At 65.6% G+C, this 24,162-nt stretch carries 23 protein-coding genes and 1 tRNA gene; 20 read left to right on the top strand and 4 right to left on the bottom strand.

From position 1 onward, the window contains the following. The first annotated feature begins 268 nt into the window (after positions 1 to 268). The 4 genes from H977_RS0126040 (at position 269) to H977_RS0126025 (ending at position 3,598) form a co-directional block, all read left to right on the top strand. A complete protein-coding gene (locus H977_RS0126040) occupies positions 269 to 1,042 on the top strand; it encodes a response regulator transcription factor (protein ID WP_029110607.1) in 774 nt (257 codons plus the stop codon). A gap of 7 nt (positions 1,043 to 1,049) precedes the next feature. Then, entirely contained in the window at positions 1,050 to 2,546 is a 1,497-nt protein-coding gene (locus H977_RS0126035; protein WP_029110606.1) for a sensor histidine kinase, read from the top strand. Between the two features lie 173 nt (positions 2,547 to 2,719). Next, positions 2,720 to 3,031, top strand: a complete 312-nt coding sequence (locus tag H977_RS0126030) for a hypothetical protein (RefSeq protein ID WP_029110605.1) — start codon at positions 2,720 to 2,722, stop codon at positions 3,029 to 3,031. A gap of 102 nt (positions 3,032 to 3,133) precedes the next feature. Beyond that, on the top strand, positions 3,134 to 3,598 hold the full coding sequence (locus H977_RS0126025) for a hypothetical protein (RefSeq protein WP_502691210.1): 465 nt from the start codon (positions 3,134 to 3,136) through the stop codon (positions 3,596 to 3,598). A gap of 38 nt (positions 3,599 to 3,636) precedes the next feature. Here the strand turns inward: H977_RS0126025 and H977_RS0126020 are convergent, their stop codons facing one another. Both H977_RS0126020 and H977_RS0126015 read right to left on the bottom strand, forming a co-directional pair. Continuing rightward, the gene (locus H977_RS0126020; RefSeq protein ID WP_029110603.1) at positions 3,637 to 5,076 is read right to left on the bottom strand and encodes an APC family permease; all 1,440 of its coding nucleotides are present in this window, start codon (positions 5,074 to 5,076) and stop codon (positions 3,637 to 3,639) included. An 18-nt stretch (positions 5,077 to 5,094) separates the two neighbouring features. Next, a complete protein-coding gene (locus tag H977_RS0126015) occupies positions 5,095 to 6,240 on the bottom strand; it encodes a zinc-binding dehydrogenase (RefSeq protein WP_029110602.1) in 1,146 nt (381 codons plus the stop codon). 114 nt (positions 6,241 to 6,354) lie between these two features. On the opposite strand from H977_RS0126015, the gene H977_RS0126010 reads away from it, so the two are divergent. Then, positions 6,355 to 6,960 carry a helix-turn-helix domain-containing protein gene (locus H977_RS0126010; RefSeq protein WP_029110601.1) on the top strand — a complete coding sequence of 202 codons (606 nt, stop codon included), beginning with the start codon at positions 6,355 to 6,357 and terminating at the stop codon, positions 6,958 to 6,960. Between the two features lie 110 nt (positions 6,961 to 7,070). Here the strand turns inward: H977_RS0126010 and H977_RS0126005 are convergent, their stop codons facing one another. Continuing rightward, complete coding sequence (locus tag H977_RS0126005; RefSeq protein ID WP_029110659.1) at positions 7,071 to 8,096, bottom strand: NAD(P)H-dependent glycerol-3-phosphate dehydrogenase; 1,026 nt, start codon at positions 8,094 to 8,096, stop codon at positions 7,071 to 7,073. Positions 8,097 to 8,673: 577 nt separating this feature from the next. Here H977_RS0126005 and H977_RS0125995 point away from each other — a divergent pair. The 14 genes from H977_RS0125995 (at position 8,674) to H977_RS0125930 (ending at position 23,366) form a co-directional block, all read left to right on the top strand. Beyond that, positions 8,674 to 9,543: an MlaE family ABC transporter permease gene (locus tag H977_RS0125995; RefSeq protein ID WP_029110600.1), complete on the top strand. Its 870-nt coding sequence runs from the start codon at positions 8,674 to 8,676 to the stop codon at positions 9,541 to 9,543. Between the two features lies 1 nt (position 9,544). Further along, positions 9,545 to 10,402, top strand: a complete 858-nt coding sequence (locus H977_RS0125990; protein WP_029110599.1) for an MlaE family ABC transporter permease — start codon at positions 9,545 to 9,547, stop codon at positions 10,400 to 10,402. Further along, positions 10,403 to 11,899: an MlaD family protein gene (locus H977_RS33945; RefSeq protein WP_036477261.1), complete on the top strand. Its 1,497-nt coding sequence runs from the start codon at positions 10,403 to 10,405 to the stop codon at positions 11,897 to 11,899. Continuing rightward, the gene (locus tag H977_RS0125980; protein WP_029110598.1) at positions 11,896 to 12,951 is read left to right on the top strand and encodes an MlaD family protein; all 1,056 of its coding nucleotides are present in this window, start codon (positions 11,896 to 11,898) and stop codon (positions 12,949 to 12,951) included. The genes H977_RS33945 and H977_RS0125980 overlap by 4 nt, the downstream gene beginning before the upstream one ends. Beyond that, complete coding sequence (locus H977_RS0125975; RefSeq protein ID WP_353589237.1) at positions 12,944 to 14,026, top strand: MlaD family protein; 1,083 nt, start codon at positions 12,944 to 12,946, stop codon at positions 14,024 to 14,026. The genes H977_RS0125980 and H977_RS0125975 overlap by 8 nt, the downstream gene beginning before the upstream one ends. Beyond that, positions 14,023 to 15,141: an MCE family protein gene (locus H977_RS0125970; protein ID WP_029110596.1), complete on the top strand. Its 1,119-nt coding sequence runs from the start codon at positions 14,023 to 14,025 to the stop codon at positions 15,139 to 15,141. Before H977_RS0125975 ends, H977_RS0125970 begins: the two co-directional genes overlap by 4 nt. 26 nt (positions 15,142 to 15,167) lie before the next feature. Further along, the gene (locus tag H977_RS0125965; protein WP_029110595.1) at positions 15,168 to 16,421 is read left to right on the top strand and encodes an MCE family protein; all 1,254 of its coding nucleotides are present in this window, start codon (positions 15,168 to 15,170) and stop codon (positions 16,419 to 16,421) included. Then, a complete protein-coding gene (locus H977_RS0125960; RefSeq protein ID WP_029110594.1) occupies positions 16,418 to 17,668 on the top strand; it encodes an MlaD family protein in 1,251 nt (416 codons plus the stop codon). Before H977_RS0125965 ends, H977_RS0125960 begins: the two co-directional genes overlap by 4 nt. 24 nt (positions 17,669 to 17,692) lie before the next feature. Next, positions 17,693 to 18,403 (top strand): Rv1363c family protein, encoded by a 711-nt coding sequence (locus H977_RS0125955; RefSeq protein WP_029110593.1) that lies wholly within the window; start codon positions 17,693 to 17,695, stop codon positions 18,401 to 18,403. 8 nt (positions 18,404 to 18,411) lie between these two features. Further along, positions 18,412 to 19,227 carry a DUF3298 domain-containing protein gene (locus H977_RS0125950; RefSeq protein ID WP_036477255.1) on the top strand — a complete coding sequence of 272 codons (816 nt, stop codon included), beginning with the start codon at positions 18,412 to 18,414 and terminating at the stop codon, positions 19,225 to 19,227. Between the two features lie 92 nt (positions 19,228 to 19,319). Next, complete coding sequence (locus H977_RS0125945) at positions 19,320 to 20,351, top strand: ABC transporter substrate-binding protein (RefSeq protein WP_231396065.1); 1,032 nt, start codon at positions 19,320 to 19,322, stop codon at positions 20,349 to 20,351. Further along, on the top strand, positions 20,348 to 21,166 hold the full coding sequence (locus tag H977_RS0125940) for an ABC transporter ATP-binding protein (RefSeq protein ID WP_029110590.1): 819 nt from the start codon (positions 20,348 to 20,350) through the stop codon (positions 21,164 to 21,166). The genes H977_RS0125945 and H977_RS0125940 overlap by 4 nt, the downstream gene beginning before the upstream one ends. Further along, positions 21,159 to 22,016: an ABC transporter permease gene (locus H977_RS0125935; RefSeq protein WP_029110589.1), complete on the top strand. Its 858-nt coding sequence runs from the start codon at positions 21,159 to 21,161 to the stop codon at positions 22,014 to 22,016. Before H977_RS0125940 ends, H977_RS0125935 begins: the two co-directional genes overlap by 8 nt. A 12-nt stretch (positions 22,017 to 22,028) precedes the next feature. Next, the gene (locus H977_RS0125930; RefSeq protein ID WP_029110588.1) at positions 22,029 to 23,366 is read left to right on the top strand and encodes an LLM class flavin-dependent oxidoreductase; all 1,338 of its coding nucleotides are present in this window, start codon (positions 22,029 to 22,031) and stop codon (positions 23,364 to 23,366) included. A gap of 69 nt (positions 23,367 to 23,435) precedes the next feature. Here H977_RS0125930 and H977_RS0125925 read toward each other — a convergent pair whose 3' ends face one another. Then, positions 23,436 to 23,927, bottom strand: a complete 492-nt coding sequence (locus H977_RS0125925) for a YajQ family cyclic di-GMP-binding protein (RefSeq protein ID WP_029110587.1) — start codon at positions 23,925 to 23,927, stop codon at positions 23,436 to 23,438. A 110-nt stretch (positions 23,928 to 24,037) separates the two neighbouring features. Here H977_RS0125925 and H977_RS0125920 point away from each other — a divergent pair. Continuing rightward, positions 24,038 to 24,120 (top strand) — tRNA-Tyr (locus tag H977_RS0125920). The last annotated feature ends 42 nt before the right edge of the window (positions 24,121 to 24,162 follow it).

Raw genomic sequence — 24,162 nt, 5'->3', positions numbered from 1 at the left:
CCGCACACATAGAGAACCCAAATGTTTCATAGAGGTGTCTGACCGTGAATATGCCTGGTGTGCAGGCTAAATCGATGAATCGAAGTTTGTGGTGTCACCAAGTGTTCACCTACTCGTTTTGAAACGGTATGTATTGCAACAATTCTGGCCTGGATCACCATGGCCCGCGAAGGTGACGAGCGTCATAGAAGACTCATATGAACGGCATTCCCTTAGAACTCCATATGAACTCCGTGACAACGATCTGTGTACTCCGCACAATGGAAATATGACGACGATGTCGGTTTCTCCCCGTGCTCAGCAGCCGCGGCAGGCCATCCTCGGACAGTTGCCGAAGATCCACCGCGCCGACGGGTCTGCGATTCGCGTACTGCTGGTCGATGACGAGCCGGCGCTGACCAACCTGGTGAAGATGGCCCTGCACTATGAGGGCTGGGAAGTCGACGTGGCCCACAACGGCCATGACGCGGTGGCCAAGTTCGACGAGATCGAACCCGATGTCGTGGTGCTCGACATCATGCTGCCCGATATCGACGGACTGCAGATTCTGCAGCGGGTACGCGAGGCCGACGGCTACACGCCCACGCTGTTCCTGACCGCCAGGGATTCCGTGCTGGACCGGGTTTCCGGGCTGACGGCCGGCGCCGATGACTACATGACCAAACCGTTCAGCCTCGAGGAGTTGGTGGCCCGCCTGCGCGGGTTGCTGCGCCGGTCGAGCCACACCACGCCGCCGTCCGACGAGACGCTCAAGGTCGGCGACATGGTGCTCGACGGGGCGAGCCGCGAGGTCACTCGCGGCGGCGAGCCGATCAGCCTGACCGTGACGGAATTCGAACTGTTGCGCTACTTGATGCGCAATCCGCGCCGGGCCCTGAGCCGGGCAGAGATACTCGATCGCGTGTGGAACTACGGATTCGGCGGCAAGTCCAGCATCGTCGACCTCTACATCTCGTACCTGCGTAAGAAGGTCGACGCCGATCGCGAGCCGATGATCCACACCGTTCGCGGCGTGGGGTACATGCTGCGGCCCGCGCCGTGACCCGCTGATGCCACCGAGATCCAGGTGGTGGTGGCCCCGGTCGCTGCGCCGGCAGCTGGTGCTGGGCGTCAGTGCGATCGTCACGGTGGCATTGGCCGCGGTCGGGGCGTTGTCCGTGTACAGCCTGCACACCTATGTGTCGACGATGAGCGACAACGAGGTGTCGCGGTCGCTCGCGGCGTTCAGCCACTCCTTCGACAAGTGGCGCGAAGCCCAGGCCGGGCACGAGCTCACCGCGGACGCCGAGGCGCTCACCGCATTCGTCGGCCAGGCCCCCGGCAATCTGATCGCGGTGCTGCACGACGGTGAGGTGGTCCAGTCGGCTGTGTTCTCCGACGGAGAGCCGCGTACCGCGCCGGTCGCGGTGACCCGCGCGCTCGACCAGTACCGCTGGACCGACGGGCACCCGCGCTCGGTGAAGCTGCCGGTGCTCGGCGCGTACCGGCTGGCCAGCCAATCGGCGGGCAACGGCGATGTGCTGGTGTCCGGGGTGTCGCTGGACAGCGCAAACCGGGTGATCGCGCGCAAGACGGTGACCGTCGCGGTGATGATCGTCATCGCGCTCGTCGCGACCGCGTTGAGCACCGTCGCGGTGGTCCGTATCGCCCTGCGCCCGTTGCGCCGGGTCGCGGCCACCGCCGCCAAGGTCGCGACGTTGCGGTTGGACGGTGACGATCACCGCATCACCGCGCGGGTGCGCGACAAGGACACCGATCCGGACAACGAAGTCGGCATCGTGGGGGAGACGCTCAACCAGCTGCTGGCCAACGTCGACAGCGCGCTGGCCGAGCTGGCCGCCTCCGATCGGCGCACCCGGCAGTTCCTCACCGATGCCAGCCATGAGCTGCGTACTCCGCTGGCCGCCATCCAGGGATATGCCGAGCTCACTCGGCAGGACAGCGCGACCCTGCCGCCGACCACCGAATACGCGCTGGCCCGCATCGAGGCCGAGGCGCGGCGGATGACGGGACTGGTCAGCGATCTGCTGCTGTTGTCGCGGTTGAGTGAGGGCCAGGATCTGGAGACCGACGACATCGACCTGAGTGATCTGGTGGTCGACGCGGTCAACGACGTAGCGGTGGCCGCGCCCGAACATCACTGGGTGGCCGAGCTGCCCGACGACCCGCTGTGGGTGCGCGGCGATCTGGCCCGGCTGCACCAAGTGGTGAGCAATCTGTTGACCAATGCCAGGGTGCACACCCCGCCCGGTGTGACCGTAACGGTCGCATTGACCGAGACCGCTGAATTCGCGGAATTGACGGTGACCGACGACGGTCCGGGGATAGATGCCGAATTGTTGCCGAATCTTTTCGGGAGATTTGTCAGGGCGGATAAATCGCGGTCGCGGGAATTGGACAGCACCGGGCTGGGTCTGGCCATCGTGGCATCGATCGTCGAGGCGCACCAAGGTACCGTGGCGGTCGCTTCCAAGCCTGGTGAGACAGTGTTTACTGTGCGGATACCGCTGGCGGGCGAAGCTGCTTCGGATCCCGTCGGCGGGTAACCGAACAATATGAATTCGGCCTGAATATTCAATGATTTTCGCCGACTTTCGCGGCCTTTGTCCGGCTCCCGATTCGTATGCACTCATTCGTATGTGTTCAATATGAGTTGGTGGACCTGGCCGAAATACCTGCATAGGCTGAAAGTAATTCAGCAAGAAAGGCAGGTAGTTCAATGAGGAACTCCGTCAAAAATGTCATTGCCGCCACCGCCGCCACCGGCCTGGCCGTCGGTGCGCTCGCGCTGGCCGGTCCGGCCGCCGCGGCACCCAGTGGAACGGGATCGGCCCAGCAGACCATCAAGCAGTTGCAGGACGACGGCTACCGCGTCATCCAGAGTCGGGTCGGTACCGGCTCGATCGAGAACTGTCGGGTCAGTGCGGTGCGGCCGGGCCGCGACGTCACGGAACTCAAGGCCGCGCCGCGTGGCAACACCGAGGAGCGGGTCCGCTACACCACGGTCTACGTGGACCTGCACTGCGGCTGACACGATCTCGGAGCGGTGGACCGCACTACCGCCCCGGGTTAGGGTGACGGCGTGCTGAACAGAGTGGTGATTGGCCTGGTGAGCGCCGCGGGGGCGGCAGCGATGAGCATGCCGCCCTTGGCGGCCGCGGAGCCGGATCCGGCGCCGGCCGTCCCCAATGTCAACGCGTATCCGCCGGTCAAGACGTCTGAATACGCGGTGATGGACAACAACTGGTACGCCTTCAGCATCGCCGAGGGCATCACCTGCGTACTGCAGCGCAGCGGCAGCTACGGCTGCAGCGGACCGATCCCGGCAGCGCCGAACGGGGCCAACCTGGTCAGCGGTGGACCCGGGGTTCCCGGCTTCGCCAGTTCGCCGGCACCGGTGTTCGGCGTGGTCGAGAATCCCAAGCCGTTGCCGCCCAATTCACGGATCAGCTATCAGACGATCAGCTGCGGCACCGATGGCGTGTCGACGTCATGCATCGACGGGCGCAACCAGTCCGGTTTCGTGATCAGCCCGGCGGGCAGCTTCGTCATCGGGCAGCAGGAGTCCGACTTCAAGCCGACCTTCCAGATCGGCTGAGCCACACCGCCGGCCGAGCCACGCACTCTTCGGAGGCCTCAGCCGATTCCTTCGAGCGTCTCCATGTCGCTGGTCCCGATCTTCGCGATCACTTCCGGTGACCGGCGGCGCAGTATCCAGTACCACGCCAGCGCGGCGGCAACCGTGGCCAGGAACAGCCACGGGATCACGTTGAGCGGATACGCAGGCACCGGATAAACGTTGGCGTAGAACACATATGCCATCGATCCGATGGCCAACGCGGCGGCGGGCCACACGAGCGGAACGCGAACCTTGATGCTGCGTAGGAAAACAACAGCAGCGATCGCCGCGGCGGCGTAGGCCACCATGTAACCGTAGGTCCCGTAGGTGTCCACCCAGGTCACGACATCCATCGCGTCGACGCCGAGCAGATACAGCACGACGGGCACCGCGATCACGAGTGGGCTGACCGAGATCAGCGCGCGGTGCGGGGTCAGGTGCGTCGGGTGGGTCCGGCCGATCGCGGACGGAACCACACCCTCTTTGCCCATCACGTAGAGGATGCGGCCGATGACGTTCATCGGTGCGACCACCACGGCGAAAAACGATGCGGCGATACCGAAGTTGAGGATCGGGTTGAACCACCCCGGCATGCCCACCAGGGTCGCGAGATCGTTGAGCGGCTGGGCGGATTCGCCGAGACCGGATCCCAATGCGGCCACCTGGGTGTAGGCGGCGAAGACGTACAGCACACCGACGCCGGCCGCGCTCCACATGATGGCGCGTGGCACCGCGCGGTAGGGGTCCTTGGCCTCTCGGGCCAGGGCATCGGCGCTGGAGAAGCCGACGAAGCCCAGGATCGCCAGCACCATGCCCACCGCGATTCCCGACGGCTTGGCGCCACTCAGGTCGAACTGGTCGGCGTCGAATGCGTCCGCGCCGAGGTGGACCAGGGTGAAGACCAGCAACAGGATGATGATGGACACCGAAATCAGTTCCAGCACAAGGGAAACCCGTGCCGAAAGCCGGATACCGCGGATGGTGAACAAGGTGGCCAGTGCGCCGAGGACGACGGCCAGCACGATCTGTGCGGCCACCCCGTGGACCGGGATGCCGAGTTGGTTGAGCAGGGTGGCGGTGTAGGCCACCGAGCCGCTCAGGGAGCCCGCGGCAATCCCGAAGCATCCGATGATGAGGCTGACGCCGGTCAGGTAGGCGCCGAAAGGTCCGAGTGCGGTCGCGGCATAGCTGTACAGCGAGCCCGCACTCGAACGGCGCTTGGCGAATTGCGAGATGCAGTAACCCACCGAGAGGATGACGACGGTGGCCAGCGCGAACGAGACCCAGGTGCCGTTACTGGCGGTGGTGTAGATGGCGGCGGCGGTGAACGCGATGACGGCGCTGGGCGCGATGTTGGCAATGGCCTGTGCGGCGAGTTCGCCGCCGCCCATCACGCCGCGGCGCAGGCCGGCATCTCCGCTCGAGGCCTCGGCCCGGGTCTGAAGATCTTCGGTCACTTGGGATCTCGATTCTTCTCAGGCGTTCGGGACGAGTAGTTGGCGCAATGCGTGGCCGGCGGCCAGATCGTCGAGGGCGGCCGCGGCTTCTGCCAATGGCCGCCGCGCGGAGATCATCGACGCCAGGTCGAGGTTGCCTGCCATCACCTCGTCGACCAGCTGGGGGATGTCGCGCTCGGGCACCGCCGAGCCGTAATTGGAGCCAAGGATCCGTTGATCGGCCTCGGCCAGCGCGAGCGGGTCGAAGGTGGCGCGTTCGCCGGCCGGCGGGAGACCGACGATGACGGCGGCCCCGCCGAGGCCCAGCGCGGCGATTGCCTGCTCGGTGGTGGCGATCTTGCCGATGGCGTCGAAGACGTAGTCGTATCCGTCGGGCAGCACCTCGCGGAGGGCGGCCACGACGTCCTCGACCGCCGAGGCGTCGACGGTGTCGGTGGCCCCGAGGGTGCGGGCCAGGTCGAGTTTCTCGGCGACCACGTCGACGGCCACGATGCGTGCGGCTCCGGCCAGTCGGGCGCCCTGGACACACGCCAGGCCGACCCCGCCGCAGCCGATCACCGCGACGGTCGAACCGGGCTCCACTCCGGCGGTGTTGCGGACGGCGCCGACACCGGTGGCGATGGCGCAGCCGACGATGGCGATGTCCTGCAGCGGGGCGTCCTTGCGGACCTTGACCGCGCCGCTGCGCGGAACCACGACCTGCTCGGCGTAGGAGGACACCCCGAGGTAGTGGTGGATCTGGCCGCGTTCGTTGGACAGCCGCGTGGTTCCGTCGTACAGGGTGCCTCCGGTGGCCACGACCGAGGCCACCAGTGCGCACTGGGCCGGCCGCCCGGCCTGACAAGCGCGGCATTCGCCGCAGCCGGGTACCCAGCTGAGCACCACGTGGTCGCCGGGCTCGAGGTCGTCGACGCCGGGGCCGACGGCGGTGACCACGCCGGAGCCCTCGTGTCCCAGCACCACCGGCGCCGGGACGTCCCAGGCCCCGGTGGTGACGTGCAGGTCGGAGTGGCACACGCCGGCCGCGGCGATCTCCACCTGCACCTCGCCGGGCCCGGGGGCGGCGAGGTCGACGTGCTCGATGCTGATGGTTCTGTCGCCGTCGAGGACGGCGGCCTGAATCCGCGTCGATTCGCCGTTGGGTTCGGTTGCAGGTGCAGACACCGCTTGCCTTTCTGCGCTTCGGGGGGCACGCCCACATGTAGTGTTCAATGCTATAAAACGTTGAACGTGTTTTACACCACTAAACGCGTGGGCGTCAACAGAAGGGGAGCGTCAGTGGCGGACGGTCGGCAGACCGGCACGGAAACCGGCATGGGGCGGGCCGGGGCACGGCTGCGTGAGGTTCGCGGTCAACGCGGATTGAGCCTGACCGAGGTGGCCGCCCGGGCCGAGGTGACCAAGGGCTTCCTGAGCCTGGCCGAGCGGGGGATGACCAACGTGTCGGTCCCGGTGTTGATGCGAATCTGCGAGGCGCTGGGTATCGGCATCGGCGACCTGTTCGAGTACCCGTCGGCGCCGGTGGTGCGCAGCGGAGCCGGGGCTCCGCTGGAGATGGGTGGGCACGGGGTCCGGGAGGAGCTGCTGACCCCGAAGTCCGAACACCATGTGCAGGTGATGCACACCGTCATGCGGCCGGGCGGTGGTTCCGGCGGGGCCTACCGGCTCGACGCCGCAACGGTTTTCGTCTACGTGCTCAAGGGTGAGCTCAGCATCACCGTGGAGGGACAGACCACATTGTTGGACACCGGCGACAGCATGACCTTCGGTGCGACCCAGCTGCATGACTGGCACAACCCCACCGAAGGTGAGGCCGAGGTGCTCTGGACCATCGCCCCGCCGGTCGGTGCCGAGGACTTCCGCGCCGCGGTGCGCGGGGAATGAGCGCTGCTCCCGCGAAAGTGACGTGAGGGTCGCTGTCAGCCCTTGAATCGAAGCGAGGCGTCGCGACCATGGCGTCACTCTCGGGTGTGAACGGCGCAGACCGGCTGAGGTCAGAACCCCGAGCCGTGCACCTCGTGGCCTGGCTTTTCGACCATCAGGCCGTAGTAGGCGTCCTCGACCTTGGCGCCGTGGTTGATCACGCTGTCCACCTCGCGGGCGATCGGCATGTTCAGCCCGTATTTGTCGGCGAATTCCATGATCACGCTGGCCGCCTTGACGCCCTCTGCGACCTGATTCATCGACTCTATGATCTCGTCGACCGTCTTGCCCAAGCCGAGTTGCTCGCCCACATGGCGGTTGCGGCTGCGCTGGCTGGTGCAGGTGACGATGAGGTCTCCCATGCCGGCCAGGCCGGCGAAGGTGTCACGGTGCCCGCCCATCGCCTCGCCCAGTTTGGACATCTCCCGCACCGCGCGGGCCATCACCATGGCACGGGTGTTCTCGCCGATGCCCAGTGAATAGCCCATGCCGACAGCGATGGCGTAGACGTTCTTGAGCGCCCCGGCCATCTCCACCCCGATCACGTCGTCGGTGGTGTACGTGCGAAACCGCTTGGTGCGGAACAGCTGTGCCAGGTTGGCGGCCAGATGCTGGTCGGGCATGGCCAACACGGCGGCGGCGGCATAGCCTTCGGCGACCTCGCGGGCGATGTTCGGTCCGGCCAGGATGCCTGCCGGGTGCCCGGGCAGCACCTCGTCGACGATCTCGCTCATCCGCCGGTTGGTGCCCTGCTCGAGACCTTTGACCAGGGACACCACCGGGACCCACGGCCGCAGCTCGCGGGCCAGTTCGGTCAGCACCCCGCGGAAGCCGTGCGACGGCACACCCATCACGATCACGTCGGCACAGTTGGCGGCCTCGCTGAAATCGTTTGTGGCCTTGAGGTTTTCGGGCAGTGCCACCTCATCGCCCAGATAGCGCGAATTGCGGTGATTGTCGTTGATGTCCTTGGCGGTCTCCTCCGAGCGCACCCACTGCAGGGTCGGCCCGCGCCGAGCGCAGATGGAGGCGACGGTGGTGCCCCAGGATCCTCCGCCGAGGACGACGACGTTGGGTTCGCGTTGCGCTGGTGCCATGGCGATCAGCGTATTGCCGAGACGCCGTTGCCGAGCCCAAGTTGTCGAACTGGGTCGGTCGGCACGGACACGATTTGTTCGGAAACCCGACTGACATCGCCTGTAGTCACCTAGACTTCGGCCCAACGGCGCGCGAGGTACCCGTCGGCAAAATTCGGCCACGCTTCCCCCGATCTGGGCACGATCGGCAAAGTTAATGCCCATACCTGGCACTGATTCCGTGGCGACTTCGTCCGCCGGGCGCGGATCCCGGTCTGGTCGGGGTACGGCCTTACGTCAACGTCAATGCGATCGACGCCCGCCGTGGCCTGAATGCGCTGCATTTACACGTGATACGAGAAGTGACAAGTCGTCGCTCGCGCGATCGACGGCAGTGGCGGTGCGCCGGCATCCACGACGGATTTGCTCGAAATTGATGAGCCAATCTCGCTAAGTGAATGATTATTCGGCAAAACGTTGACGGGGGATGAGCTCCGACGCTACCGTGCCAACCACTGCGAGTTATCCGGCCGAAGGCGGCCGTGCCTCGGCTTCGGGAGGGATTGATCTTGTCTGGTCTGCTGCTTAATGAGAGAGGATGACGGCGCCGCCCGAGAGCGTGTCTGATGGGGTCGAACCGGAGCGGGGAATCGACGCCATCGAGAACTGGGCCACCGGCTATGTCAGGCGTCATCCGCTGGCGTCGCTCACCACGGTGGGGGACCAGTTCGTGCTCGGAGTCCGGACCGTCCAGATTCTCTTCCTCGACCTTGTCACGGGTCGCTTCCAATGGCAGGAGTTCGTCCGCCAGGGCGCCTTCATGGCAGGTACGGCCGTGCTTCCCACCGTGTTGGTGGCCCTGCCGATCGGCGTCACCCTTTCTATTCAGTTCGCCCTGCTGGCCGGGCAGGTCGGTGCGACGTCACTGGCCGGTGCGGCCAGTGGCCTGGCCGTGATCCGGCAGGCCGCCTCGCTGGTCGCGGCCGTTCTCATGGCCGCAGCGGTCGGGTCGGCGATCACCGCCGATCTGGGTTCGCGGACCATGCGCGAGGAAACCGATGCCATGGAGGTCATGGGCGTCTCGGTGATTCAGCGGTTGGTGGTGCCGCGCTTCGTCGCCGCGATCATGATCGGCGTCGCGCTCACCGGCGTGGTCTGTTTCGTCGGCTTCCTGGCGAGCTTCCTGTTCAACGTCTACTTCCAGAACGGCGCCCCCGGCAGCTTCGTGGCAACCTTCGCCTCGTTCGCCACGACCGGCGACATGATCGTTGCGCTGTTGAAGGCGGTGATCTTCGGTGCCATCGTGGCCGTGGTGTCGTGCCAGAAGGGGCTGTCGACCAAGGGCGGCCCGACCGGCGTCGCGAACTCCGTGAACGCGGCGGTGGTCGAGTCGATCCTGTTGCTGATGGTGGTCAACGTGGCGATCAGCCAGCTCTACATCATGTTGTTCCCCCGAGTCGGGCTGTGACATGACGGCATCGACTTTCGTCCCACCGCTGCTCGGACCGTGGGTCCGGCTGTACAAGCGGGTCTCCAAGCCGGTGATGCGCCTGGGCCACATGATGGTGTTCTTCGTCCGGGCATTGACGGCTGTGCCCATCGCGTTGCGCCACTATCGCGGCGAATTCGTCCGGCTGCTCTCCGACATCGCCTGGGGCAACGGCTCACTCGTGGTCGGCGGCGGAACCGTCGGGGTGGCGGTGGTGCTGGGCATCACCGTGGGTGCACTCGTCGGCATCGAGGGATACAACTTCCTCGATCTGCTCGGGCTTGGGCCGGCCACCGGCATCATCTCGTCCCTGGTGAACACGCGTGAGCTGGCGCCGATCGCCGCCTCACTCGCTTTCGCGACCCAGGCCGGTTGCCGGTTCACCGCACAGTTGGGCTCGATGCGCATCGCCGAGGAGATCGACGCGCTCGATTCCATCGCCATCCGCCCGATCCCGTATCTGGTCACCACACGGCTGATGGCCGCGGTGGTCGCGGTGGTTCCGCTCTACGCCTTGTGCCTCGCGGTGAGTTATCTGACCACCCAGGTGGTCGTCTACTTGATCAGCGGTGGCTCCAGCGGCTCCTATCTGCACTATTTCAGCCTCATGCTGTCCGGCCAGGACATCCTCTACTCGGTGCTCAAGGCGGTCATCTTCGTCTGGATCGCCTCCACCGTGCAGTGCTACTACGGGTTCTACGCCTCGGGTGGGCCGGTGGGTGTCGGTGTGGCTGCCGGTCATGCCATGCGGGCCAGCATCACCGTGGTGATCATCGTCAACATGCTGCTCACCATGGCCCTGTGGACGGTCGATTCAGGAGCGAGGTTCGGCGGTTAGATGGGTAATTCGCTGGAGACCGATGGGCGGGGCCCGTCCGACCGTCAGCTGATCGCCTGCGGCGCGGCGGTTCTCGTTGTGGCAGCACTGGTTTCGACTGTCTTGCTGGTGAAGGCGACCGGGCGGCTCGATGCCCGGGTGCCGGTGGTGGCCGCGCTGGTCAATGTCGGTGACGGTCTGCCCCAGCGGTCCGACGTGAAGTACCACGGCGTCCTCGTCGGGATGGTCGACGACGTCTTCCCGGCCGCCAACGGCGATCCCAACTTCGTGCATATCGACCTCAAACCCGAATATGCGGCGTCCATCCCGAACACGGTGACCGCGCGTGTGGTGCCCAGCAACGTCTTCGCGGTGTCCTCGGTGCAACTCGTCGACCCCGCCGATGGGACGGCAAGCTCGCCGATCGCCGCGGGCGCCCAGATCCCCGAGGACACCGAGCTTCCGACGGTGTTGTTCCAGACCACGATCAGCAAGCTGCGCGACGTACTGGCCGCCACCGGGCGTGGACGCGAGGACAAGACCGTGGGCATCCTGGCCGCGGTGAACGCCGCGACCGAGAACCGGCGCAACGAATTACTCACCAGCGGAGCGCAATTGAACCGGCTGATCGATCAGCTCGATGCGGTGGTGGCCAGCGAACCCGACTCGACCACGGTCTCGGCGCTGATCGATGCGACCCAGGGGCTGCAGCAGACCGCGCCGGATCTCCTCGACGCCCTGCACAAGGCGGTGCAGCCGATGCAGACCCTGGTCGAGCAACGGTCACAGCTGAACACGATGATCAACGGCGGGATCAACACCGTGGGTACGACGCACACGGCGCTGGACAACCACACCGACCAACTGGTCAAGACCACCGCGAACCTGACGCCGGTTCTGGGAGTGCTGGCCGACACCTCCAACAATTGGGTGCCGGCCTTTGTGAAGCTCAATCAGTTGTCCGGCAAGTTCTTCGAGCACGTCTGGATACCCGAACATGACTTCGGCAACATGCGGGTGAACCTGTCGCTGACGCCGAGCTACGCCTACACCCGTGCCGACTGCCCGCAGTATTCCGGGCTCAAGGGGCCGAGCTGCTTCACCGCTCCGCTGGTCCCCACCCGGCCATCGCTGCCGGATGTGCTGTTGCCGGAGAACTTTCAGCCGCCGGCAGATCTGGCCCCACCACCCGGAACGGCACTGGGAGCCAACGGCAACCTGGTCGCCGTCGGCCCTCCGCTGGTCAACCCGAACCCCAACCTGGCCGACCCGAATCCGCCGCTGCCGCCGTGGATGCCGCCGTCCGGACCGGTGCCGGGAACGGCGAATCCCGCGCTGATGCCGACGCCGCCGCCGCCCGTGCCGCTGTCGCCGCTCGCTCCGGTGGCGCCTCGGCCGGCCGGCGCGCCCCCGGCGGCCTCGGTACCCGGATCGGCTCCCGCACCGGGCGGCCCGCTGCTGCCCGCCGAGGCCGCACCCGCTGCCGCACAACCTGTTCCAGGAGAGGGAGGCCGATGAAGTACCGCGGTGCAATGATCGGCCTCTCACTGTTCATGGTGGTCGCACTGGGTCTGACCTGGCTGGTGTACGTCACGCTGCGCCGTGACGTGGCAGGCAGGACCGTGCCGTACGCCGCCTTGTTCTCCGATGTGTTCGGCTTGCGCGAGGGCGACGATGTCCGGATGGCCGGGGTGCGGGTCGGGCGTGTCGAGAAGATCGAACTGCAGGGCGCGCTGGCCAAGGTGTCGTTCGTGGTGCAGGACAACCAGCCCATGTACGGCCGGACCGCCGCCTCGGTGACCTACCAGAACATCGTCGGGCAGCGTTATCTCGGCCTGTCGCTGGGCAATATCGGTGATCCGGGCCCGCTTCCGGCCGGCAGCGTCATCCCGGTCGAACAGACCGATCCGTCGTTCGACGTCGGCACCCTGCTCAACGGCTACGAACCACTGTTCAGCGTGCTCAACCCGCGCGATGCCGACAACCTCACCAAAGGTGTGATCGCCTCGCTGCAGGGCGACAACGCCTCCATCGTCGCGCTCGTCGACCAGACCGCGCAGCTGACCGATTCCTTCGCCGGCCGGGACCAGGAACTCGGTGAGGTGATCAACAATCTGAACGCGGTGGCCAAGAATCTGGCGCAGCACAACGACAGCCTCGATCAGGTGATCACCCAAACCCGGGGAATGGTCTCCACCTTCGACGCCCGGCGGCCCGAGATGGTGGACTCGCTCGGCTCGATCTCCAAGGTGGTGCGCCAGCTGTCGACCATCAGCGATCAGGTGTATCCGTCGCTGAACCAGCTCGTCACGCGCGAGCCCGGGTTCGTCTCGCACATGGTGGGGATCGAACCGCAGCTGGCGTTCACCGGCGCGAACCTGCCGCTGCTGCTCAAGGGATTCGCCCGGATGACCAACGAGGGCGCCTACGCCACGACATATGCGTGCGACCTGAATGCGACGGGATTCTTCCCCGGCCTCAACGACGTCACGCCGATCATCGTCGACGCGGCCACGCCGGGGAACAAGGCGGCGTACACACCCAAATGCAGGAACATGGCCAATGGTTGAGCAATCGATGAAAGCCGAGACGCCGGCGGCGCCGAAGAAGTCGAGGAAGCCGAAGAAGCGGCGCCGTCCGCTGGAGAGTTACAACCGGACCTGGCTCGGGATCATCGCGATCGCCGTGGTGTCGGTGCTGATCGGGGCGATGCTGATCGTCAAGGTCGCCGATGTCGGCTACCGGCAGTACACGGCACTGTTCCAGCAGGCCGCCGCGCTCAAGGCGGGCAACCCGATCACCGTTGCCGGTATGCCCGTGGGCGAGGTCAGGAGCATGAAGCTGGCCGGCGATCACGTCGAGGCCAAACTCAAGGTGCGCGACGATGTTCCGCTCGGAAAGGATTCCCGGGCCGTCATCAAGATCACCACGATCTTGGGCTCGCGCTACCTGGCCCTGCAGCCCGCGGGCTCGGGTTCGTTGCCGGACAACACCTTCGAACTCAGCAACACCGAGGTGCCCTACGACCTGCAGGAGGCGCTGGGCGACGTCACCACCACCTTCGAACAGGTCGACTCCGACAAGTTCGCCCAGACTCTGGGCATCCTCGGCAAGCAGATGGAGGGCCTGCCGGCGGTGGTTCCCAAGGCCCTGCAGAACACCCACACACTGGCGACCATCATCGCCGACCGGCGCGATCAGCTGGGGTCCCTGCTGGAAACCACCGATGTGGTCGGCAATACGCTGCGTCGCCAGCAAGCCACGATCGGCAACCTGGTCAACCAGGGCAATGACCTGGTCGGTGAATTCGTCATGCGGCGGGAGTCATTTCAGGCCATGCTGGCGGCTCTGACCAATCTGGTCCAGACCCTCACCGGCATCGTGGTCGACGACAGGCCTCAGCTCGAGCAGTTGCTCGTCAACCTCCGCGATCTGTCCAACATGCTGGGCCAGCATGACGATCTGCTGCGCAGCACGCTGCAGTCGGGTCCGGTCGCGCTGCGGGGGCTCGCGAATGCCACCGGCAACGGCAACGCGGGGGAGATGCACGTCGGCAACGGGCTGCTGATCGATTCCTGGATGTGTGCGATCAGTGGCAGAGCCAAGCAGTTCAACATGATCCAGTACTACAAGGACTGCCAATGAGAGTGTTGACGAGCAGGGTCCTCGTGCTGTGCGTCGCCGGTGCGGTGCTGATCGCCGCGGTGGCCGGGGCCGGCTGGTGGTTCGTGAAGGACCGGACCAACACCATCACGGTGACGGCCCAATTCGACAATGCCGCCGGCCTTTACGAGGGCAACACGGTCGCGGTCCTGGGTATGCAGGTGGGCCGCGTCAACAAGATCACGCCCAAGGGCAACTACGTCGAGGTCGAGTTCACGGTAGACAAGGACGTCTCGGTGCCTGCCGACGCACAGGCGGTCACCATCTCCAACTCGATCCTCACCGACCGCCAGATCGAACTCACACCGGCCTACCGCGGTGGGCCGACCCTGCAGAATCACGACACCATCGGCTTGAACCGCACCAAGACCCCCGTCGAGTTCGCCCGGGTGCTCGACGTATTGGACAAGCTGTCCTCGTCGTTGAAGGGCGACGGCAAGGGCAACGGGCCGCTCGCCGATGTCGTCAACGCCAGTGCGGCCATCGCCGATGGCAACGGTCAGCAGATGAAGGACGCCCTCGGTGAATTGTCGGACGCGTTGCGGCTCAGTTCCGATCGCGGGGCCGTCACCCGCGATCAGCTCACCACGATCGTGCGCAATCTGAGCTCACTGTTCGACGCCGCTGCGCGCAACGACGCCACGCTGCGGGAATTCGGTTCGACGGTACGTCAGCTCAGCCAGATCCTGGCCGACGAGAACTTCGGCAGCGGAACCACGGGCAAGAAGATCAACCAGGTCATCACCCAGGTGGGCGAGGTGTTGCAGACCCATCGCGACGAGGTGAAACAGATTGTCCAGAACGGTAATACCGCGCTGACCACGACGGTGGACCAACGGCGGGAGCTGGCTGAGTTTCTCGACCTGGCGCCCATGACGCTGGACAACATCTACAACATCGTCGACCAGAAGAACGGCTCGGCCCGGGCCCACGTCCTGGTGGACAAGGTGCTGTTCGACTCTCAGACCGTCAAAGAGGTCTGCAACATGATGGGGCTGCGGCAGTTGGGGTGTAGCACCGGAACGGTGCAGGACTTCGGTCCCGACTTCGGGCTTTCCTACATGCTCGACGGCATGGCGGCGATGGGGCAGCGATGAACAAGCCGGCGATGAAGAAACCAGCGATGAACAAGCCATTACGCAAATACGTTCTGCCCCTGGTGATGACGGCCTGTCTGACCATTTCTGGATGTGCCTCCGAAGGCCTGGCCAGCCTGCCGTTGCCCGCTCCCGGGGTGGGCTCCGGTGGTTATCAGCTGACCGCGGTGTTCTCCAACGCCTTGAACCTGCCGGCCAATGCCAAGGTGAAGCTGGCGGGTGCTGACGTGGGCGAGCTCGAGTCGATGGTGGCCAGCAACTACACCGCCGTGACCACCCTGCGCATCATGGACGGTGTCCGGCTGCCTCGCGGTACCACCGCCGAATTGCGTTCGGCCACACCGCTGGGCGATGTGTTCGTCTCGGTGAGGCCGCCGAGCCCGGTCGACCCGAACGCCCCGCTGCTCAAGGACGGCGACACCATCGGTCTGGACGACACCCGGGCCGCCGCGACCGTGGAATCGCTGCTGGGCTCGGCCGCGGTCCTGGTGAACGGTGGAGCGGTGCGCAACTTCACCAACATCATCAACGGTCTGGGCAAGGCCACCGGTGATCAGGGCCAGGCCTTCGGCAGTCTGATCTCGAAGACCAACCACACGCTGGGCACCCTGAACGCGCGCTCCGACCAGCTTTCGACCGCGATGTCCGAAACGTCACGGCTGTTGCAACAGCTCGAGGACAAGAACCAGACCGTCAGCGAGCTGATGGACGCGGCCGCACCGGCGACCGACACGCTCGCCGAGCACACCACCCAGATCGCGGATCTGATCACCCAGATCGGCGATACCTCGGCGCAGTTGCGCAAGTTCCCGTCGGTGGCGGGCACCGATACCAGCGGGCGCAGCGTGATCGCCGATGCCGACAAGGTGGCGGGAGCCTGGAACGACGTGGCGCTGGCTCCGGATGCCTCGCTGTATTCGCTCAATCGGCTGATGCCGCCGTTGGTGAAAGCGACGTCCGGCAGCGGTCTTTCGGTGCGCGCCAGCATAGACCGGCTGATTCTCGGGTCGATTCCCGATATCGGGTTCGCCGGTGATCCGGGCCTGCACGGCCCCAAGCGCTACAACTGGCATCAACTGGTCGGCTCATTGCAATACACGTTGCTGCGGCTGCAGGAGCGGGTTGTCGGGCGCGGCCCGTCGGTGCCGCAGATGCCGGTGATCCCGAGTCCGACCGAGCCCGGTGAGGTCGTTCCGGCGCCTGAGGCTCCTCCGGCGGCACCGCCGGCCGGTCCTGCAGAGGTTCCGCCACCGGCGGCACCGGCGGAGGCGCCGCGATGATCAACGCACTCGCAGACTTCGTCGTCGGCGTGGTCCGGGCCGGATACCGGCGCCGCGCCTGGCTTTCGGCCGGCGCGCTGGTGATGACTCTGGTGGTGGCCGGCGCCTACCTGATGATCGGGGCGCTTCGGGTCACGCCGTTCGATTCCAGCTACCGGATCACCATCGAACTGCCGGAATCGGCAGGCCTGCTGCCCAATCAGGACGTCACGTTGCGCGGCGTGCGGGTCGGGCGAGTGGAGCGGCTGAACATCACGCCCACCGGGGTCCAGGCGGTTGTCAACGTCAATTCGGCGGTGTCCATCCCGAAGTCCAGCGATGTGCGGGTGTCCGGGTTGTCCCCGGCCGGTGAGCAGTACATCGATTTCGCGGCGGACTCTGCCGACGGGCCGTTTCTCGCCGACGGCAGTGTGATCGGCCTGGGCAAGGCCACGGTGCCGGTCAGCCTGGCTCAACTGCTTGCCGACGCCGACGGTGCGCTGGCCCAGGTCGACGTCGACAAGCTCGAGGTGATCCGCAAGGAACTGAGCATGTCGCAGGCCGGTCCGCGCAAGCTGGCCGACGTCATCGACGGCGGCACATTCCTGCTGTCGACTTTGGATTCGGTGCTGCCCGAGACGGTGAGCGTGTTGCGGAACAGCCGCGTGGTGTTCAACATGCTGTCGGAGAAGAACGCCGGCATCGCCGTGGCATCGGACAATCTCAGCTCGACGTTCGACGGCGTGAACCAGATGCGTGAGGGTTTCCGCCGCCTCACGAATCAGACGCCGGGCGCGCTGAACTCCGTCGACAACCTGTTCGCCGACAACTCTGACACCATGGTGCAGCTGCTCGGAAGCCTCGCCAGCACTTCGCAATTGCTGTATTTACGGGTGCCGGCGCTGAATGCGTTGTTCCCGAACTACCGCACCTCGGTGCTCGACGCGCTCGGCAGCGTCATGCACGACAACGGGCTGTGGGCGACCGCTGACATCTACCCGCGTTACACCTGTGACTACGGGACACCGCGCCGGCCGCCGGCAGCGGCCGACTATCCCGAGCCCTACATGTACACCTACTGTCGTGACGACCACCCGGGCGTCCTGGTCCGCGGTGCCAAGAACGCGCCGCGGCCGGCAGACGACGACACCGCGGGTCCACCGCCCGGAGCCGATCTCGGGCGGACCACCGACCCGACACCTCGGGGGCGCTACACCATTCCCACGCCCTACGGCGGCCCGACCCTGCCGATCGAACCGCCCCGCTGACCCACCCAACCTCACCCAAAGGAGATGACGGTGACTGTGACGACTGAGAAGAAGACCGCCGACGAGACCGAGACCGTCGATGACGCGATCGGTATCGAACAGACGGCTGACGAGATCACCGAGGCCGAGCCGGAGTTGGAGCCCGACGCCGCAGACGAGGCGGAGGCCGAGCCGGAAGCCGCAGACGAGGCGGAGGCCGAGCCAGAAGCCGCAGACGAGACGAAGGCCGAGCCCGACGCGGCAGCGACGAAGCCGGGATGGCGCCGGCGCGTGCTCGCCGGCGCCGTGTTCGTGATATTCCTTGCCGCTCTGGGCCTTTCCGGCTTCCTGGGGTGGCAGGCGTGGCAGGCGAAGCAGGTGGCACAGGCAGGGAAGCAGGCCCAGGAAACCGCGACGGCCTACGCCCAGGTCTTGACGAGTATCGATTCCAACAAGGTCGACGAGAACTTCAACCAGGTGCTGGCCGGGGCCACCGGCGAGTTCAAGGACATGTACTCGCAGTCGAGCATGCAGCTGCGTCAGTTGCTCATCGACAACAAGGCATCGGCCCACGGCGTGGTGGTGGAGTCGGCCGTGCAGTCGGCCAGTAAGGACAAGGTCGTGGTGTTGTTGTTCGTCGACCAGTCGGTGTCCAACACCACCGTTCCCGATCCGCGGATCGACCGTAGCCGCATCAAGATGACGATGGAGAAGGTCGACGGGCAATGGCGCGCAAGCAAAGTGGAACTCGCCTGAGCCCGGCCATGACACTCATCGGCAAGCTGTTCGGCGCCACCGTCCTGGCGGCAGGCTCTTTGGCGGTGGCCGTCACGACCGCCTCGTCCGCCGGGGCGTCGGCGGCATCGTTCTGTGACGAACTGGGCGCCCAATGGGATGGGCAGTCCTGCCATGCGTCGGTGACCTCGGACCGAAAGGCGGTTCGTGACATCAAGATGGCACTGCCCGGTGATCTGGTGGAGAACCCCGTCATCAGGCAGTACCTGACCAATCTGATGAACAACTGGCGCAACGCCGCGCAGAAGATGGCCGCCGACAGCTTCGGCGAGGAGCAGTTCGAGATCTTCCAGCATGGCGACGCGATGACGGCGGTCTTCCATGAGATGTACTCAGGGACGGTCGGTACCGACGCTCTCTCTCATCCGAACGCGCCCATCGTCAGCGACGCCTACCGCACTTTCACGTTCGCCGGTGGCAGGCAGGTGCAGCTGGCCGACCTGTTCAAACCCGGCGTCGATCACCGGGCCGAGATCCCGCGTCTGGGTGAGCCGTTCATCGTCGCCGCGCTCGATGCCGCACCGCCGCCCCACCAGCCCGGAACCTATCCGTTCACCCCGGATCGCTGGACCCCCGACAACGTGTACTCGGGCGGATACAAGGCCTGGGCGCTGACTCCGGACGAGCTGATCCTCTACATGCCGGACTATCCGGTAGGACGCGACAGCCCGATCGATTTCACCCCGGCCAGGATGCAGTGGTCGATGGACGGCGGTACCGTGCAGGCGCACATTCCGCTCTCGGCGCTGGCCCCTGTGCTGCAGCCGCAGTTCGGCGGCACCTGAGCCGTATTCGATTCTTCGCGAGGCTAAAGGGTTACCCGCTTCGGCTTCATTGCCACCATGGGCCCATGCGCCTATTCAGTTCAGTGCTCGCGATGCTCAGTGCGCTCGTGCTGGTACTGACCGCGTGTGGTTCGTCGGAAGGAACGGCGCGCACCGAGGACGGCAAAACCGTCGTGCGCTACCAGGGCTGGGCAGGCGAGGTCCGATTCCAGGAATTGGCCGAGGACCTCGGCTACTACCAGAAGATCAAGCTGGACTGGGTGGGCAACACCACCAGCGGGCCGCAGGACATCCAGTCCGTGGCCACCGGCGATATCGAGGTGGGTGAGGCATTCAACGGCGCTGTGGTCAAACTCAACGCCGCCGGCGCGCCGATCACCTCCGTGCTCAGTTCATACGGTGCCGACGAGGGCGAATACACCGGCTACTTCGTGCTGGAGAACAGCCCCATCCACTCGGCTCGCGACCTGATCGGCAAGAAGGTCGGGATGAACACCCTTGGTGCCCACCACGAATTCCTGACCAGGGAATGGCTGGCCAAGCAGGGACTGACCAACGACGAGATCAAGACGGTGACCCTCACCGTGGTGCCGCCGGTCAACACCGAGCAGGCGTTGCGGGAGCACCAGATCGACGTCGCGGCGCTCAACGGGATCTGGCGGGAAACGGCGCAGCAACGCGGCGGGATCCGGCCGCTGTTCACCGACAAATCACTGTTCGGGGCCTTCAGCTACGGCACGTTTGTGGTGCGTGACGATTTCCTGGCCAAGAACCGGGATGCGGTGGCCGATTTCGTCCAGGGCACCGCGCGGGCCATCCGCTGGACCCAGGTGACGCCGCGCGACGAGGTGGTGGCCAAGTTTCGAGAGATCATCGACAAGCGCAAACGCAACGAGGACACGAAGTCCATCGAATACTGGCGCAGCTCAGGCATTCCGGTTCCCGGCGCGGTGATCGCCGAACGCGAACTGCAGACCTGGATCGACTGGCTGGTGCGCAACGGCGAGCTCAAGGAAGGGCAGCTGAAGGCCAAAGACCTCTACACCAATGAGCTCAACCCGTATGCCAACGGAACCTACCCCGACGGTAGCGGGCCCGACGGGAAAGCGCTGGCACACAAGTGAGTACCCAAGCCGAGAGCGCCCAGCCCAAGCTGCGCCTGCGCAACGTGACCAAGCAATTCCCGATCCGCGGCGAGAAGACCAGTTTCACGGCGATCCAGGACATCAGTATCGATGTGACGGCAGGCGAGTTCCTGGTGCTCGTCGGGCCCAGTGGTTGCGGCAAGTCGACCCTGCTGGACCTGCTCGGTGGGCTGACCCAGCCGACATCGGGAGAGATCCTGCTCGACGGCGCACCTGTCACCGGGCCCGGTCTGGATCGTGGCATCGTCTTCCAGCAGTACGCGTTGCTGCCGTGGCGTACCGCCCGCAAGAACATCGAATTCGGCTTGGAGGCAAAGGGGTTACCGGCGGCGGAGCGACGCCGGCGTGCCGAGGAGTATCTCGAGCTGGTGGGCCTTCGGAGCTTCGCCGACCGCTACCCGCATGAACTGTCGGGCGGTATGAAGCAGCGCGTCGCGATCGCCCGCAGCCTGGCCTTCGATCCCGAAGTGCTGCTGATGGACGAGCCGTTCGCCGCGCTCGATGCCCAGACCCGCGAATCCCTGCAGGACGAATTGCTGAGGATCTGGCAGGCGACGGGCAAGACCATCCTGTTCATCACCCACGGCATCGACGAGGCGCTCTACCTCGGGCAGCGGGTCGCGGTCCTGACGTCACGGCCCGGCCGGATCAAGAAGATCGTCGACGTCGACATCGACCGCAGCACCGACGACATCCGCTCCAGCGAGGGGTTCCGGGCCCAACGGCACCACATCTGGTCACTGCTGCACCACGAGGTGGAACGCGCCCGGTCCGAGGAGGTTCAACATGTCTAGCGCCATCGCGGTGCCTCCCGCCGAGTCGCATGTGGACATTCCGGCCGAGCCGTCGGTGGCACCGGAGTCCGAGCGTCGCGGCCGCAGGCTGCAGACCCTCGCGTGGCGTCTGTTGCGTCCCACGGCGGTCGTCGCCGCGTTTCTGGCGTTGTGGGAGGTGGCCCCGCGGATCGGGCTGGTGGACAAGGTCTTTCTGCCGCCGTTCTCCGAGGTGGTCGGCGCCTGGTTCACACTCTTGGACAACGGCCAACTGTGGGAACATGTTTCGGCCAGTCTGGGGCGCGCCCTGGCCGGTTTGGTCATCGCGATCGCGGTCAGCATTCCGCTCGGGGTGGCGATCGCCTGGTACCGGCCGGTCGCCGAATTCCTCAACCCGATCCTGGAGCTGTTCCGCAACACCGCCGCGCTCGCATTGCTCCCGGTGTTCATCTTGATCCTGGGCATCGGGGAGACCTCCAAGGTGGCGCTCGTGATCTATGCCGCGTCGTTCCCGATCCTGCTCAACACCATCTCCGGGGTGCGCACCGTCGACCCGCTGCTGATCAAATCGGCTCGATCCCTGGGGCTTTCGCCGATCCGGCTGTTCCAGAAGGTGATCCTGCCGGCGGCCGTGCCGACGATCTTCACAGGTTTGCGCATGGCGGCGGCATCCTCGATCCTGGTCCTCATCGCCGCCGAGATGGTCGGTGCCAAGGCCGGTTTGGGATATCTGATCACCGCTTCCCAGCTCAACTTCCAGATCCCCGACATGTATGCCGGCATCGTCACCATCGCCCTCGTCGGCGTCGTCTTCAACGGCATCGTGGTGGCGATCGAGGGCCGACTGTCGGGCTGGCGTACCACCACCTAGGAAAGGGAACCATTGCCACGCCAACTGCATCTGAACGCATTTCTGATGGGGGTCGGCCACCACGAAGCGGCGTGGCGGCACGAGCGTACCGATGTGCGAAACCTCACCGACGTCAAGCACTTCCAGCGTCTGGCCCAGTTGGCCGAGCGCGGCAGGCTCGATTCGGTGTTCTTCGCCGACGGACTGGCGGTGGGGCCGCGCGTGAAGCACAACACGCAGGCGATCTTCGAACCGATCACGTTGTTGACCGCGATGGCGTTGGTCACCGAGCATGTCGGCCTGATCGCCACCGCGACGACCGGTTACATCGAGCCCTACACGCTGGCGCGCAGCTTCGCCTCGCTGGACCACATCAGCGGCGGCCGCGCGGGGTGGAACATCGTCACGTCGGCGGGTGAGGACGAGGCCGCCAATTTCGGTGTCGAGGGCATACCCGACCATGCCGGCCGCTATCGGCGGGCCGCTGAATTCGTCGATGTGGCAACGGCATTGTGGGACAGCTGGGAAGACGATGCCCTCGTCCTCGACGAGTCCACCGGCACTTTCGCCGATCCGGATCGAGTGCACCGGATCGACCACCACGGGGAGCACTTCACGGTGCGGGGCCCGCTGAACACGCCGCGTTCGGCCCAGGGGCGTCCGCTGCTGGTGCAGGCCGGGTCCTCGGAGTCCGGCAGGGATTTCGCCGCGAAGTATGCCGAGGCGATCTTCACCGCGCAGCGGTCGGTGGCCGACGGCAAGGCGTTCTACCGCGACGTGAAGGCGCGCGCGGTGAAGTTCGGCCGCAGCGCCGACGAGGTGAAGATCCTGCCCGGCATCGTCCCGTTCATCGGGCCCACCGAGGAGGCCGCACTCGAGCTGGAGCAGCAGTTCACCGACCTCATCTCACCGGATTACTCGCTGCGGCAGTTGTCGCGGATGGTCGGCGTTGATCTGACCGCCCACCCGCTCGATGCGCCGCTGCCCACCCTGCCGCCGATCGAGCAGATCCACGGCAACAAGAGCCGTTATCAGCTCGTCAAGGATCTGGCCGGCAGCGAATCGCTGACCGTGCGGCAGCTGATCGCCAAACTCGGTGCCGGGCGCGGGCACCGGACTTTCGCCGGTACCGCCGAGCAGGTGGCCGACAACCTGGAGCTGTGGTTCACCGAGGGTGCGGCCGACGGTTTCAACATCATGCCGCCGTATCTGCCGGGCGGTCTCGAGGACTTCGTCGAGCAGGTGGTGCCGTTGTTGCAGCGGCGTGGACTGTTTCGCACCGACTACACCGCGACGACACTGCGCGGCCATTACGGCCTGGCGCACCGGCCCAGCCGATACACGGTGACAGCGGCCGAGAGCACCGCCTAAAGCGCCGAGCGTGCGCTCAGATCGCGATTCGTCGTAAAGCGCGATCTGAGGGCACGCTCGGCGGCTGCGTCAGCGGTAGTTGACGAACTGCAGCGCCACGTCGAGATCGGCGCCGCGCAGCAGTGCCTGGACGGCCTGCAGGTCGTCGCGCTTCTTCGAGCTGACCCGGATCTCGTCACCCTGGATCTGCGCCTTGACGCCCTTGGGTCCCTCGTCGCGGATGAGCTTGGTGATCTTCTTGGCCTGCTCGCTGCTGATGCCCTGTTTGATGTCGCCGGACACCTTGTAGGTCTTGCCGCTCGCCTGCGGTTCGCCGACGTCGAAGGCCTTCATCGAGATGTCGCGGCGGACCAATTTCTCCTTGAACACGTCGATCGCGGCCTTGACGCGCTCCTCGGTGCTTGAGGTGAGTTCGATCACCTCTTCGCCCTTCCAGGCGATGCTGGTGTCGGTGCCACGGAAGTCGAACCGAGTGGACAGTTCCTTGGCGGCCTGGTTGAGCGCGTTATCGACCTCCTGGCGGTCGACCTTGCTGACGACGTCGAAGCTGGAATCCGCCATTGGACGCCCCTCCTCTTCCCTCGGTAAATGCTGCCGGTTTGTAACTTGGGTACATCCTCGTTGTACCCTGCTAGTCGCACCAAACCGGAAACGGGGCGGCGCACCACCAAGGCAGATTGCCCGAGCGGCCAATGGGAGCGGACTGTAAATCCGTCGGCTTACGCCTACGCAGGTTCGAATCCTGCATCTGCCACCCAAGTCAGGCCCCCTTTCGAGGGGGCCTGATTGGTTTGTG

Source organism: Mycobacterium sp. URHD0025 (assembly GCF_000426065.1).
GTDB lineage: Bacteria > Actinomycetota > Actinomycetes > Mycobacteriales > Mycobacteriaceae > Mycobacterium.
Note: the sequence above shows the minus strand (reverse complement) of the source record. Positions and strands in the feature narration are given on the sequence as shown.